This window comes from Kitasatospora sp. NPDC094028 (assembly GCF_049543595.1).
Lineage (GTDB): Bacteria > Actinomycetota > Actinomycetes > Streptomycetales > Streptomycetaceae > Kitasatospora.
On sequence record NZ_JBMVFA010000009.1, the window covers coordinates 161,121 to 175,237 of the forward strand.

Below are 14,117 nucleotides of genomic sequence, written 5' to 3' on the forward strand. Positions count from 1 at the left end.
CCCTGAAGGACTATGGCGAGTGGTGAGGTGGCCTCGTCGGCCACAGCGAAGTACCTGCAGATCGCGGCCGACCTTGCCGCACAGATCAAGTCGGGCGCTCTCACTCCCGGCGCGATCGTGCCGAGTGAGGCCGAGCTCATGCAGCGGTACGGAGTCGCGTCCGGGACAGTTCGAAAGGCTGTCGCTGAACTACGAACGGCTCAGCTCATCGAGACCCACCACGGGCGAGGCTCGTTCGTCCGCTCCCGCCCACCGGTACAGCGGAAGTCCGCAGACCGATTCCGCCGCGCCCATCGCCAAGCCGGCAAGGCCGCGTACCTCGCGGAGTCGGAGGCCTCTGGCGGCGTGCCGTCCGTGACCGTGCTGTTCGTGGGTCCCACAGCAGCACCTCCTGAGATCGCCGATCGATTGGGCCTTCCCGCCGGCACTCAGGTATTGGCCCGCAAGCGGCGGTACTTCCGCGATGGAGTACCCACCGAGGAGGCCACGTCATACCTGCCGTGGGATGTGGTCAAGGACATCCCTGAAGTCTTCGCCGAGAACCCCGGTGGCGGCGGCATCTACGCCCGGCTCGAAGAGCACAGCCACTGCCTCGCCGAGTTCACCGAGTCCGTGCGAGCCCGGCTCGCGACCAAGCCCGAGACCAAAGCACTCGCCCTGAGCCCCGGTGCACCAGTGATCCATCTCGTTCGCGATGCCGTCACGACGGATGGCCGCGTGGTGGAGGTGTGCGACACCATCATGGCCGCTGACCAGTTCGTTCTCGACTATCGCTTCCCCGCACACGACTGACTGACGATCAACTACTCCAACCCGTCGCGAGATTCTTCTCGCGACGGGTTGACTCATGTACAGGAGTCAGGCATTCTTCTATTCGCTACTCATGTACATAAGTGCATGGATCCGTCTCATCTAGAGGAGATGGGCGAGTCGTAGCACCCGATCGCAGGATGGCGCCGCAGCCGGAACGTGCGGCGCGACAAGTCTCTCCACCGCACCGATGCTCCCTTGGGGTACTTCGCCATGCTCAAAACCTGCTGCCTCCCCCGCCCCCGCGCGTTCGCCACGCGGCTCGCCCCCTGCATCGAATCGACCCGCCTCGCTCGGCAACTGCTCCGCGCGTACCTCTGCGCCCTGCCCTCCGGGGACCGCTTCTCGGACGTCGCCGAGCTCCTGCTCGGGGAGCTGTTCACCAATGCCGTCCAGCACTCGGACGCGCCGGACGACCGCCTGATCGAGATCCGCTTCGCCGTCACCAACCACCTCCTGCGCCTCGAGGTCCACGACGCGGGCAGCGGCCGCCCGTCCCTGCGCGCCGTCTCCCCCGACGACGAGTGCGGGCGCGGGCTCTTCCTCGTCAACGAGCTCTCCACCCGCTGGGGTTGCTGCCCCCGCGCCGGCGGCATCGGCAAGTACGTCTGGGCCCTCATCAGCCCCTCCCCCGCCCTCGCGGCCTGAGGCAAGGAATCACCATGCGACTCGCCCTCACCGCCCGCCACCTGCTCGACACCGGCGCCACCCCCGCCGAGACCTACGCCACCCTCGCCCGCCGCACCCGCGAACCCCTGCGCTCGGCCCGCGCCGTCTGCACCGCCCTCAACATCCCCGCCGCCGAGATGGACCGCCGGCTCGACGACTGCTACGACGCCCTCCTCGCCAACCCCCGCCCCAACTCCGAAGCCGACACCGGCGAACTCCTCGAAGCCCTCGGCGTCTTCGACATCCCCAAACAGCTCACCCCCCACGAACTCGCCATCGTCGACCTCTTCCTCGCCGCCATCGACGCCATGGGCGGCATCCGCGCCGGCCACCAGCACGGCCTCGCCCGCTGGTTCACCACCGGCAACCTCACCGCCGCCTACCTCTCCCTCACCGCAGCCACCCCCCGATCCGCCACCGGCGACCCCACCCTCTACTGGACCACCCTCATCCAGGCCGGCGAGCTCCTCACCACCACCCCCAACCCCGACACCCGCATCAAGTACGCACTCACCCGCTGCCGCGACCACCTCACCCGCACCAACCAGTGATGCGCAGGAAGTCGACCCCACCGACTTCCTGCGCACCACCAGCCCCCCACCCCAACCCCGGGGTTGGGGTGTCGACAACTCTGCTCAACAGCAGGGCTGTTGATCTGATCCATCACCATCAAAGCGAGGAGAAGGCATGACCCAGACACCCGCACCCTGGGGCACCAGCAGGATGGAGCCCTACCCCTCCACCGCCACGCTCCCGGCCTTCACCCCGGTCATCGACCCCGAGACGCAGATCGCCGTCATCGTGGACGAGCACGGTCGAACGGTCGAGCTTGGGAGCCACGGCACGAGTACCAGTGGTGTGACCCCCACCCAGACCAGCCCCGGTGACGGAGCCAAGCCTGGCGGAGCCACCGACAGCGATGTCACCGAGTCCTACGACCAGGACCAGAGTTCTGACTGATGGACGACCGAAGCAGGGCGGTGCTGGTACTGACCAATCCCTCCGACGTGACAGCGGATGCGGTCCTACGGGTGCTCGCCGAGCGCCGGGTTCCGGTGGTCCGTCTCGACCCCGGCACCGACCTGCACACGGGTGCCTCGCTGACCGCCACGTACCGCACGGGCGGCCAGCGGGGCACCCTCCGCACGTCGAGCCGCGAACTCGACCTCACCGCCGTCCGATCCGTCTGGGTCCGCAGGCCCTCGCCCTATGAGGGGCCGCCCGACCTGGACGGCCAAGACCGCCGATTCGCCGCCTCCCAAACCTTCTGGGGAACGGGCGGCATCCTCGCCTCCCTCCCCGGCGCGCGCTACGTGAACCACCCCTGGCACAACCGAGCCGCCGAATACAAACCGTCCCAGCTCTCCGTCGCACAGCGCTGCGGATTCCGCGTGCCCCACACTCTGATCACCAACAATGCCAAAGAGGCACAGGAGTTCACCGCCCGCCACGCCGCTGGCACGGTCTACAAGCCCCTGTGGAACGCCCCGTACTCGGTCAACGGCCAAGCCCACTCCGTATGGGTCCGCGAAGTCCACCGCTCGGAGATCACCGAGGCTGTGGCGGCGTGTCCGCACATGTTCCAGGCCAAGGTCCCCAAGGTCTTCGACGCCCGAGTGACCGCAGTCGGCGACCGACTCTTCGGCACCCGCATCAACAGCCCGGATACCGACTGGCGACACCGCCAGGCCCTGATGCACTGCGCGCCGATCGAAGTCCCCACCTCGGTCGCCGACGCCGCCGCCAGATACCTCTCCACCCTCCACCTCACCTTCGGCGCCTTCGACTTCGCCGTGACCGCAGACGGAACGTGGTACTTCCTGGAGTGCAACCCGAACGGGCAATGGGCATGGCAGCCGACCGAGACCACTGACCAGATCGCACACGCGATCGCCGACCAACTGGAAAGAGGCCACGACGAGTGACCACCTCCAACACCCTCCGAGCCGCCCTGGTCGACCAGCTCACCGACAACGGCACGCTCACCGACCCCGCCTGGACCAAGGCCGCCATGGCCGTACCCCGCGAACTGTTCGTCGGCAGCTACTTCGTCCCGATCGAGGGCAGCACCCCGACCAGCTACCGAACCATCCGTCACGGCGACCCCGGGTGGCTGGAGGGGATCTACACCGACCAGACCCTCATCTCCCAACTCGACGGCCGCACAGGGCCGGAGGACACCGGAGAGCACCCGATCACCGGAGCGCCCTCGTCCTCCTCCACCCTGCCCTCGCTCGTCCTGGACATGTGGCAGCAACTCGGCGCCGACACCGGCCACCAGGTCCTCGAAGTCGGCACCGGAACCGGCTACTCGACCGCGCTCGGCGCCCACCGCCTCGGCGACGCGAACCTCACCAGCATCGAGTACGACCCCCGAGTCGCCGAACGCGCCGCCGCCGCCCTCACCACCGCCGGCTACACCCCGCGCCTCCTCGTCGGCGACGGTCTCGGCGGAGACCCGGACGGCGGTGCCTTCGACCGGCTGATCGCGACCTGCTCCGTCCGCTACCTGCCCATGGCCTGGCTCCACCAGGTGAAACCGGGCGGCCGCATCCTGGTCACCCTGTCCGGATGGGGTTACGCCAACGCCCTCGCTCTACTCCACGTGACCGGCCCCGGCGAGGCCACCGGCCACTTCCTCCCCGGCTACACCAGCTTCATGATCGCCCGCCCCCACGACCGCCCGCCCCACCCCACCCTCGCGCTGCTCCCCGGGGAGCAGCGCGCGAGCCGGATCGACCCCGCGACACTCGACACCTGGACCGGACGCTGGATCGCCCAGCTCGCAGCGCCCTCCGCCGAACGCATGGGGGCGGGCGGGCACCAGATCCTCTCCGACGTGGCCACCGGCTCCCAGGCCCGCACCACCCCCGACCCCGCAGGCGGGTGGACCGTCGTCCAACGCGGCCCACTCCGCCTCTGGGACCAGGTGGAAACCGCCATCGAAACCTGGCACAACGCGGGCGAGCCCCACCAGGACGCCTTCGGCATCACGGCCTCGGCAGCAGGCCAACGGGTCTGGCTCGGCAACGAATCCGGCCCGAGCTGGAACCTGCCTGTCTGACCCGCCCTCCGAGGATCTGATCCCCTACCTCGGGCCGCGGGCATCCGTCCGGCGCCTCCGGGCATGGCGAACGGCCCGGTTCCCCACTTAGGGGAACCCGGTCGTTCGCGATTCGACGGTCAGATCTGGATGCCGGCCATGCGCTTCCACTCGTACGGGCCGGTCTTGACCTTCAGGCCCAGCTCGCCCTCGAAGTCGTCGTGCAGGGTCAGCCCGGCCAATTCGGCGGCGCGGCGGCCCACGGCGTAGCTCGGGGCGACCTGGTCGCCCCAGGCGCCGTCCGCGCCGACCACGACGATCCGGGTGGCCACGGAGCCGACGTACTCGACGACGGCGTCGCCGCCCCCGTGCTGCTGGGCGAAGCTGGTCAGGTGCTTGGCGATGCGCTTGGCACGGCGCTCGGTGCGGGCGTCCGGCGCGGCGGCGGTGGCGGTCTCTGCGCTCATGCCCGCATGCTACCCAGCGGTAGGCGCGCTGGCGACGGGACCACCCTGTGCACCGGGACACATACTGGAGAGGTGACGTTCACAGGCTGGCCGGCCGAGGCGCTCGACTTCTACGAGCACCTGGAGGCCGACAACTCCAAGACCTTCTGGCAGGCCCACAAGGCCCGGTACGACGACGACGTGCGCGCGCCCATGGAACAGCTGCTCGCCGAGCTGGAGCCGGAGTTCGGGCCCGCCAAGATCTTCCGCCCCAACCGCGACGTCCGGTTCAGCGCCGACAAGTCCCCGTACAAGACGCACATCGGCGCGCACCTGGAGGCCGGCGGCTACATCCAGCTCTCCGCGGACGGGCTGGCCTGCGGCAACGGCATGTACCAGCTCGCCCCGGACCAGCTGGAGCGCTACCGCGCCGCCGTCGCCGAGGACGTCAGCGGCGCCGAGCTGGAGCGGGTGATCGCCGCGGTGGAGAAGGACGGCCCCAAGGTCTTCGGCCGGGACTCCCTCAAGTCCGCCCCGCGCGGCTTCGCCAAGGACCACCCCCGGATCGAGCTGCTGCGCCACAAGGGCCTGGTCGCCTGGCAGGAGTGGCCGCCGGCGAAGTGGCTGGGCACCCGCGCCGCGTACACCCGGATCACCGACTTCCTGCGCACCTCCCAGCCGCTCAAGGACTGGCTGGACGACCACGTCGGCCCCTCCGAGCTGCCGTCCCGCTGAGAGCCGGAACGCGAAGGAGCCCCGGTCCATCGGACCGGGGCTCCTTCGACGACAGGACCGCCTACTTCACGAACGGGTCGATCGCGCAGACCACGAAGAGCAGCGACAGGTAGGTGATCGACCAGTGGAACAGCCGCATCTCCTTGAGCTTGGCGCCCACCACACCGGCCTTGGCCCGCCCGTACAGCGCGTGCGCCTCGCGCAGCCAGGCCGCGCCCAGCACCACCGCGACGACCGGGTACAGCCAGCTCATGTGCCCGAGCGGCCAGACCGCCAGCGAGGTCGCGACCATCACCCAGGAGTAGGCGACGACCTGCTTGCCGACCGCGACGTTGCCCTTGATCACCGGCAGCATCGGGACGCCCGCCCGCAGGTAGTCGTCGCGGACCTTCATCGACAGCACCCAGGTGTGCGGCGGCGTCCAGAAGAACACCACCAGGAACAGCGCCACCGACACCCACGACACCGTGTTGGTGACGGAGGACCAGCCGATCAGCACCGGCATGCAGCCGGCGATGCCGCCCCAGACGATGTTCTGCGAGGTGCGCCGCTTGAGCCCCAGCGTGTAGACGAACACGTAGAACAGCAGGGCGCCGAGCGCGAGCCCGGAGGACAGCCAGTTGACGCCGTAGCCGAGCAGCAGGGTCGACAGGACGGCGAGCGAGATGCCGAACACCAGCGCCTCGCGCGGCGAGACCATCCCGGTGACGATCGGGCGCCGCTCGGTGCGGGACATCAGCGCGTCGATGTCCCGGTCGATGTACATGTTGAGGGCGTTGGCGCCGCCCGCCGAGAGGTAGCCGCCGACCACGACCTTGGCCACCAGCCACATGTCCGGGACACCCTGCTGGGCCAGGAACATCACCGGCACCGTGCTCATCAGCAGCAGCTCGATGATCCGCGGCTTGGTCAGTGCGACGAAGGCGCCGACACGGGCCCCGATCGGCCGGTGCGCAGGCGTCGCCCCGGTGACCCCGGCGGGACGGGTTTCGACGGCGGTCACTAACACCCCAACTGAAGATGAATCCTCGCAGGCGTCCACAGGAACGATGGGTCCCGAATCGTCCGCTCTGCGCGTACCACGCCACCTTAGACGCTCCATATATCCCAACCGGCTCCGGGGTCCCCGGCGAGGCGCGACGATCACCCCCCGGTGAACCGTCCGGGTGACGGCCCCGCGAGGCCCCGGCGCGCCCGCGCAAACGTGCCGCGACCGTCCCGCAACCCGTCCTGACCACCGGGGCGGCGGGCCGGGGTGAACCGGGAGAGCCTGGGGCAAAGCGGTCAGATCGCCCACGTGGGAATATCGCACGGCAATACCCGTTGTCTCAGCACGGAGGGTGAGCCCCAGCCTGGACGGTAGGCTCCCGGGAGAAGCGGGATCTACCCTCCGTGACCGGCACCACCCAACGTCGGGACCACAGCGTCGTGGCCGACCCGGTCCCCATTCACGGGGTCACTCTTCACAATGGAAGGAGCCCTGAGACAGGGTGAGCACCACTGCGCCGACGAACGCATTCGAGTGGACCGACCTGGACGAGCGCACGGTTGACACCGCGCGCGTCCTGGCCATGGACGCCGTCCAGAAGGTTGGCAACGGACACCCGGGGACGGCCATGTCGCTGGCCCCCGCCGCCTACCTGATCTTCCAGCGCTTCCTGCGCCACGACCCGACCGACCCGTCCTGGGTCGGCCGCGACCGTTTCGTCCTCTCCCCCGGGCACACCAGCCTGACGCTGTACACCCAGCTGTACTTCTCGGGTTACGGCCTGGAGCTGGACGACCTCAAGGCCTTCCGCGTGGCCGGCAGCCGCACCCCCGGCCACCCCGAGCACGGCCACACCGCCGGCGTCGAGACCACCACCGGCCCGCTCGGCCAGGGCATCGCCAACGCGGTCGGCATGGCGATGGCCGCCCGCTACGAGCGCGGCCTCTTCGACCCGCAGTCCCCGGCCGGCGAGTCCCCGTTCGACCACACCATCTGGGCCATCGTCTCGGACGGCGACCTGGAGGAGGGCATCTCCGCCGAGGCCTCCTCGCTGGCCGGCCACCAGAAGCTGGGCAACCTGGTCGCGGTCTACGACGACAACCACATCTCGATCGAGGGCGACACCGAGACCGCCTTCTCCGAGGACGTCCTCAAGCGCTACGAGGCGTACGGCTGGCACGTCCAGCGCGTCACCCCGAAGGCGAACGGCGACATCGACGTGGCCGCCCTGGCCGACGCCCTGGCCGCCGCCAAGGCCGAGACCGCCCGCCCGTCGCTGATCGCGATGCGCACGATCATCGCCTGGCCGGCCCCGGACGCCCAGAACACCGCCAAGGCGCACGGCTCCGCGCTCGGCGCCGCCGAGATCGCCGCCACCAAGAAGGTCCTCGGCTTCGACCCGGAGAAGACCTTCGAGGTCAGCGACCAGGTCATCGAGCACGCCCGCCAGGTCATCAAGCGCGGCAAGGCCGCCCGCGACCAGTGGCAGCAGGGCTTCGACGCCTGGCGCACCGCCGACCCGCAGCGCGCCGCCGAGTTCGACCGCATCCAGGCCGGCGAGCTGCCCGAGGGCTGGAAGAAGGCCGTCCCGACCTTCCCGGCCGGCAAGGACGTCGCCACCCGCAAGGCCTCCGGCGAGACGCTGAAGGCGCTCGGCGCGGTGATCCCGGAGCTGTGGGGCGGCTCGGCCGACCTCGCCGAGTCGAACCTCACCACCATCGACGAGGAGAGCTCCTTCCTCCCCGAGGGCAACCCGCTGAAGTCGGCCAGCCCGTACGGCCGGACGATCCACTTCGGCATCCGCGAGCACGCCATGGGCTCGACCATGAACGGCATCGCCCTGCACGGGAAGACCCGCGTGTACGGCGGCACCTTCCTGGTCTTCGCCGACTACATGCGCCCGGCCGTGCGCCTGGCCGCGCTGATGAAGCTGCCGGTCACCTACGTGTGGACGCACGACTCCATCGGCCTCGGCGAGGACGGCCCGACCCACCAGCCGGTCGAGCACCTGGCCTCGCTGCGCGCCATCCCGGGCCTGGCCATGGTCCGCCCGGCCGACGCCAACGAGACCGCCGTCGCCTGGCGCACCATCATCGAGCGCCAGACCACCCACCCGGGCCCGGTCGGCCTGGCGCTCACCCGCCAGAACGTCCCGACCTTCGACCGCTCGTCGTACGGCAACGCCGAGCTCACCGCGAAGGGCGGCTACGTCCTGGCCGAGGCCTCCACCGGCGACCCGCAGGTGATCCTGCTGGGCACCGGTTCCGAGGTCCAGCTGGCCGTCCGGGCCCGCGAGGTGCTGGAGGCCGAGGGCATCGCCACCCGCGTGGTCTCGGTCCCGTCCTTCGAGTGGTTCCAGGAGCAGGACCAGGCCTACCGCGACAGCGTGCTGCCGCCGTCGGTCAAGGCCCGCGTCTCGGTCGAGGCCGGCATCGCCCAGGGCTGGCGCGAGCTGGTCGGCGACCACGGCCGGATCGTCTCGCTGGAGCACTTCGGCGCCTCCGCCGACTACCAGGTGCTGTTCGAGGAGTTCGGCATCACCGCCGAGCGCGTGGTGGCCGAGGCCCACAACGCCCTGCGCTCCCTCGAAGCCGTCAACCGCTAGCACCTCCCGGGCCGCGTGCCCGCCCGCACGCGGGCACGCGGCCCCGCTGACCACACCACGAAGCACAAAAGAAGCAGAAGGACTGAAGCACCATGACTGACGCACTGAAGCGCCTCAGCGACGAAGGCGTGGCGATCTGGCTGGACGACCTCAGCCGCAAGCGGCTGAACACCGGCAACCTGGCCGAGCTGGTGCAGCACAAGCACGTGGTGGGTGTGACCACCAACCCGACCATCTTCCAGAAGGCCATCGCCGGCAGCGGCGACAGCTCCTACGACGGCCAGCTGCGCGACCTCGCCGTCCGCAAGGTCACCACCGACGAGGCGATCCGCATGATCACCACCTCGGACGTGCGCGACGCCGCCGACGTGCTGCGCCCGGTCTACGACGCCTCCAACGGCCGCGACGGCCGGGTCTCGATCGAGGTCGACCCGCGCCTGGCGCACCAGACCGCCCCCACCGTGGCCGAGGCCAAGCAGCTGTGGTGGCTGGTCGACCGCCCGAACGTCTTCATCAAGATCCCCGCCACCAAGGCCGGCCTGCCCGCGATCAGCGAGGTCATCGGCCTCGGCATCAGCGTCAACGTCACGCTGATCTTCTCGCTGGACCGCTACAAGGCCGTCATGGACGCCTACCTCACCGGTCTGGAGGCCGCCAAGGCCAAGGGCCTGGACCTCTCCCAGATCGAGTCCGTCGCCTCCTTCTTCGTCTCCCGCGTGGACACCGAGATCGACAAGCGCCTGGACGCGATCGGCGGCGAGGCCAAGGAGCTGCGCTCCAAGGCCGCGCTGGCCAACGCCCGCCTCGCCTACCAGGCGTACGAGGAGGTCTTCGGCAGCGTCGACGGCAAGACCGCCGGCAGCGCCCGCTGGGCCGCCCTGGAGGCCGCCGGCGCCAAGCCGCAGCGCCCGCTGTGGGCCTCGACCGGTGTCAAGGACCCGGCCCTGCCGGACACCCTGTACGTCACCGAGCTGGTCGCCCCCGGCACCGTCAACACCATGCCCGAGGCCACCCTGGACGCCACCGGCGACCACGGCGTGGTGACCGGCAACACCATCGTCCCCAACTACGCCGACGCGAAGGCCGTCCTGGACGCCATCGCCGCCGCCGGTGTCGACTACGACGACGTGGTGCAGGTGCTGGAGGACGAGGGCGTGCAGAAGTTCGAGCAGTCCTGGCAGGAGCTGCTCGACACCGTCACCGCCTCGCTCGCCGCCTTCGCCGACGAGAAGTGACCCTCGCTCACAGCCAGCGCACGAAAGCGGAGCCCATCAAGTGAGCACTGATTTCCCCGAGTTGACGGCCGACACGGATGCGGGCGATCCCCCGCCGGCGCCCGTCAACCCGCTGCGTGACCCCACCGACCGGCGGCTCCCGCGCATCGCGGGGCCGTCCGGCCTGGTCATCTTCGGGGTCACCGGCGACCTGTCCCGCAAGAAGCTGATGCCGGCCATCTACGACCTGGCCAACCGCGGCCTGCTGCCGCCGGGCTTCTCCCTGGTCGGCTTCGCCCGCCGCGAGTGGGAGGACGAGGACTTCGCCAAGGAGGTCCACGACGCGGTCAAGGAGCACGCCCGGACGCCGTTCCGGGAGGAGGTCTGGCAGCAGCTCGCCAAGGGCATGCGCTTCGTCCAGGGCACCTTCGACGACGACGACGCCTTCGACAAGCTCCGCGAGACCATCGAGGAGCTGGACAAGGCGCAGGGCACCGGCGGCAACTTCGCCTTCTACCTGTCCGTCCCGCCGAAGTTCTTCCCGACCGTCGTCCAGCAGCTCAAGAAGCACGGCCTGGCCGACCCGCCGAAGGGCTCCTGGCGCCGCGCCGTCATCGAGAAGCCCTTCGGCCACGACCTGGAGAGCGCGCAGGAGCTCAACAAGGTCGTCCACGAGGTCTTCCCGCGCGACGAGGTCTTCCGGATCGACCACTACCTGGGCAAGGAGACGGTCCAGAACATCCTGGCGTTGCGCTTCGCCAACCAGATGTTCGAGCCGATCTGGAACCGCTCGTACGTCGACCACGTGCAGATCACCATGGCCGAGGACATCGGCATCGGCGGCCGGGCCGGCTACTACGACGGCATCGGCTCCGCCCGTGACGTGATCCAGAACCACCTGCTCCAGCTGATGGCGCTCACCGCCATCGAGGAGCCGGCGTCCTTCCACCCGAAGGCGCTGGTCGCCGAGAAGCTCAAGGTGCTCAGCGCCGTCAAGCTCCCGGCCGACCTGGGCAAGCACACCGTGCGCGGCCAGTACGCGGCCGGCTGGCAGGGCGGCGAGGAGGTGCCCGGCTACCTGGACGAGGACGGCATCAACCCCGACTCCAGGACCGACACCTACGCGGCCATCAAGCTGGAGATCAACAACCGCCGCTGGGCGGGCGTCCCGTTCTACCTGCGCACCGGCAAGCGGCTGGGCCGCCGGGTCACCGAGATCGCGGTGGTCTTCCAGCGCGCCCCGTACCTGCCGTTCGACTCCTACGCGACCGAGGAGCTGGGGCAGAACGCCCTGGTCATCCGGGTCCAGCCGGACGAGGGCGTGACGGTGCGGTTCGGCTCCAAGGTGCCGGGCACCTCCTTCGAGGTCCGGGACGTCACGATGGACTTCGCCTACGGCGAGTCCTTCACCGAGTCCAGCCCGGAGGCGTACGAGCGGCTCATCCTCGACGTGCTGCTCGGCGACGCCAACCTGTTCCCGCGCCACCAGGAGGTCGAGCTCTCCTGGCAGATCCTCGACCCGATCGAGAAGTACTGGGACACCCACGGCAGGCCCGCCCAGTACGCGGCGGGGACCTGGGGCCCCGTCGAGGCGGACGAGATGCTCGCACGAGACGGCAGGAGCTGGCGCCGGCCATGAAGATCGACCTCACCGACACGACCTCCAGCAAGATCAACGCAGCGCTGATGGCGGCGCGCCGGGCCAGCGGCTCCACCGCCGCCGGCATGGTGCTCACCCTCGTGATCGTGACCGACGAGGGCAGCGCCTACGACGCCCTCAAGGCCGCCAACGAGGCCTCCCGCGAGCACCCGATGCGCACCCTCGCGGTGATCAAGCGCGCCGGGCGCTCGCCCCGGGCCCGCGCCGAGACCCGCCTGGACGCGGAGATCCTGGTCGGCTCGGACGCCGGCTCCGGCGAAACGGTCATCCTGCGCATGCACGGCGAACTCGTCGCGCACGCCCAGTCCGTGGTCCTGCCGCTGCTGCTGCCGGACGCCCCGACCGTGGTGTGGTGGCCGGAGAACGCCCCGCTGCACCCGGCACAGGACCCGCTGGGCGCGCTCGCCCAGCGCCGGATCACCGACGCGGTCACCGCCGAGTCCCCGGTCGGCCAGCTCGCCCAGCGGGCGCAGAGCTACACCCCGGGCGACACCGACCTGGCCTGGACCCGGATCACCGGCTGGCGATCCATGCTGGCCGCCGCGCTGGACCAGCGGCCGTCCCAGATCACCTCCGCGGTGGTCGAGGGCGAGTCCTACAACCCCAGCGTCGAGCTGCTCGGCCTCTGGCTCACCAACCGGCTGCACGTGCCGGTCGAGCGGGTCGTCACCGGCGGCCCGGGCATCACCGCGGTGCACCTGCGCACCCCGGACGGGGACATCACCCTGGACCGCCCGGACGGCCTGCTGGGCACGCTCTCCATGCCCGGCTCGCCGGACCGTCAGGTGGCGCTCAAGCGGCGCGACACCTCGGAGCTGATCGCCGAGGAGCTGCGCCGGCTCGACCCGGACGACATCTACGCGACGGCCGTGCGCACGCCCGTCGAGCGGCTGCGCGAGCCGGTCGACGGCGAGCCGGCGGCCCCGGCCGGGCAGCCCGCCGGGGACTCCGCCGAGGCCCCGGGGGCCACGGAGGCCGCAGAGGCCACGGAGGCCACGGAGGCCACGGAGGCCAACCCCGCCCGGGTGACCGCCGACGGCACGGACCGGACCACCGCGAAGAAGACCGCGGGCAAGCGCGCCGCCAAGGGGAGCGCATGACCGCCGCCACCCCGCAGCTGGTCGTCCACCGGGACAAGGAGCTGATGGCCCAGGCGGCCGCGGCCCGCCTGATCACCCGGATCGTGGACGCCCAGGCCGCCCGCGGCACCGCCTCGGTGGTGCTCACCGGCGGCCGCAACGGCAACGCCCTGCTGGCCGCGATCGCCGCCTCCCCGGCGCGCGACGCGGTCGACTGGGGCCGGCTGGACCTGTGGTGGGGCGACGAGCGCTTCGTGCCCGCCGCCGATCCGGACCGCAACGCCGTCCAGGCCCGCGCCGAGCTGCTGGACGCCGTCCCGCTCGACCCGGCGCGGGTGCACGAGATGCCCGCCTCGGACGGGGTGGACGGCTCGGACGTGGAGGCGGCCGCCGCCCGCTACGCCGAGGAGCTGGCCAGGGCCGCCGAGCCGGGCGACCGGCTCCGCGTCCCGGCCTTCGACGTGCTGCTGCTCGGCGTCGGCCCGGACACCCACGTCGCCTCGCTCTTCCCCGAGCACCCGGGCGTGCGGGAGACCGAGCTGACCGTGGTCGGCGTGCGCGGGGCCCCCAAGCCCCCGCCGACCCGGGTCTCGCTCACCCTCCCGGCCATCCGCGCGGCCCGCGAGGTCTGGCTGCTGGCCGCCGGCGGGGACAAGGCGGGCGCCGTCGCGCTGGCCCTGTCCGGCCCCGGCGAGCTGCAGGCACCCGCCTCCGGCGCGTACGGGCGCAGCCGCACCCTGTGGCTGCTGGACCGCGCCGCGGCGGAGCGGATCCCGCCGCAGCTCTACCCGCCGGCCTCGGCGTAACGGAGCACGGAAAGGGGGCGCCACCGTCATCGTGACGGTGGCGCCCCTTTCGCACTCGCAGC

The 14,117-nt window shown here is 70.8% G+C and carries 14 protein-coding genes; 12 read left to right on the forward strand and 2 right to left on the reverse strand.

Annotated features, from left to right (window positions below):
* Nucleotides 1-12 precede the first annotated feature (12 nt).
* The 6 genes from ACPC54_RS16755 (at nt 13) to tgmC (ending at nt 4,543) form a co-directional block, all read left to right on the forward strand.
* A complete protein-coding gene (locus ACPC54_RS16755) occupies nt 13-792 on the forward strand; it encodes a GntR family transcriptional regulator (protein ID WP_498965527.1) in 780 nt (259 codons plus the stop codon).
* 231 nt (nt 793-1,023) lie between these two features.
* Nucleotides 1,024-1,458, forward strand: coding sequence for an ATP-binding protein (locus ACPC54_RS16760; RefSeq protein WP_498965528.1), 435 nt, complete (start codon nt 1,024-1,026; stop codon nt 1,456-1,458).
* A gap of 14 nt (nt 1,459-1,472) precedes the next feature.
* The gene (locus tag ACPC54_RS16765; protein ID WP_498965529.1) at nt 1,473-2,030 is read left to right on the forward strand and encodes a hypothetical protein; all 558 of its coding nucleotides are present in this window, start codon (nt 1,473-1,475) and stop codon (nt 2,028-2,030) included.
* A 136-nt stretch (nt 2,031-2,166) separates the two neighbouring features.
* Entirely contained in the window at nt 2,167-2,439 is a 273-nt protein-coding gene (gene tgmA, locus ACPC54_RS16770; protein ID WP_498965530.1) for a putative ATP-grasp-modified RiPP, read from the forward strand.
* Entirely contained in the window at nt 2,439-3,404 is a 966-nt protein-coding gene (gene tgmB, locus ACPC54_RS16775; RefSeq protein WP_498965531.1) for an ATP-grasp ribosomal peptide maturase, read from the forward strand. Before tgmA ends, tgmB begins: the two co-directional genes overlap by 1 nt.
* Nucleotides 3,401-4,543: an ATP-grasp peptide maturase system methyltransferase gene (gene tgmC, locus ACPC54_RS16780; protein ID WP_498965532.1), complete on the forward strand. Its 1,143-nt coding sequence runs from the start codon at nt 3,401-3,403 to the stop codon at nt 4,541-4,543. Before tgmB ends, tgmC begins: the two co-directional genes overlap by 4 nt.
* 119 nt (nt 4,544-4,662) lie before the next feature.
* Here the strand turns inward: tgmC and ACPC54_RS16785 are convergent, their stop codons facing one another.
* Nucleotides 4,663-4,989, reverse strand: coding sequence for a hypothetical protein (locus ACPC54_RS16785; protein WP_498965533.1), 327 nt, complete (start codon nt 4,987-4,989; stop codon nt 4,663-4,665).
* Between the two features lie 72 nt (nt 4,990-5,061).
* Here ACPC54_RS16785 and ACPC54_RS16790 point away from each other — a divergent pair, with 72 nt between their 5' ends.
* Entirely contained in the window at nt 5,062-5,703 is a 642-nt protein-coding gene (locus ACPC54_RS16790) for a DUF2461 domain-containing protein (protein ID WP_498965534.1), read from the forward strand.
* Between the two features lie 61 nt (nt 5,704-5,764).
* Here the strand turns inward: ACPC54_RS16790 and ACPC54_RS16795 are convergent, their stop codons facing one another.
* The gene (locus tag ACPC54_RS16795) at nt 5,765-6,712 is read right to left on the reverse strand and encodes a heme o synthase (RefSeq protein ID WP_498965535.1); all 948 of its coding nucleotides are present in this window, start codon (nt 6,710-6,712) and stop codon (nt 5,765-5,767) included.
* Nucleotides 6,713-7,193: 481 nt separating this feature from the next.
* On the opposite strand from ACPC54_RS16795, the gene tkt reads away from it, so the two are divergent.
* The 5 genes from tkt (at nt 7,194) to pgl (ending at nt 14,055) form a co-directional block, all read left to right on the forward strand.
* A complete protein-coding gene (tkt, locus tag ACPC54_RS16800; RefSeq protein WP_498965536.1) occupies nt 7,194-9,296 on the forward strand; it encodes a transketolase in 2,103 nt (700 codons plus the stop codon).
* Between the two features lie 92 nt (nt 9,297-9,388).
* Nucleotides 9,389-10,531, forward strand: coding sequence for a transaldolase (tal, locus tag ACPC54_RS16805; RefSeq protein ID WP_498965537.1), 1,143 nt, complete (start codon nt 9,389-9,391; stop codon nt 10,529-10,531).
* Between the two features lie 61 nt (nt 10,532-10,592).
* Entirely contained in the window at nt 10,593-12,149 is a 1,557-nt protein-coding gene (gene zwf / locus ACPC54_RS16810; protein ID WP_498965621.1) for a glucose-6-phosphate dehydrogenase, read from the forward strand.
* On the forward strand, nt 12,146-13,270 hold the full coding sequence (gene opcA, locus ACPC54_RS16815; protein WP_498965538.1) for a glucose-6-phosphate dehydrogenase assembly protein OpcA: 1,125 nt from the start codon (nt 12,146-12,148) through the stop codon (nt 13,268-13,270). Before zwf ends, opcA begins: the two co-directional genes overlap by 4 nt.
* Nucleotides 13,267-14,055, forward strand: a complete 789-nt coding sequence (pgl, locus tag ACPC54_RS16820; protein ID WP_498965539.1) for a 6-phosphogluconolactonase — start codon at nt 13,267-13,269, stop codon at nt 14,053-14,055. The genes opcA and pgl overlap by 4 nt, the downstream gene beginning before the upstream one ends.
* Nucleotides 14,056-14,117 lie beyond the last annotated feature (62 nt).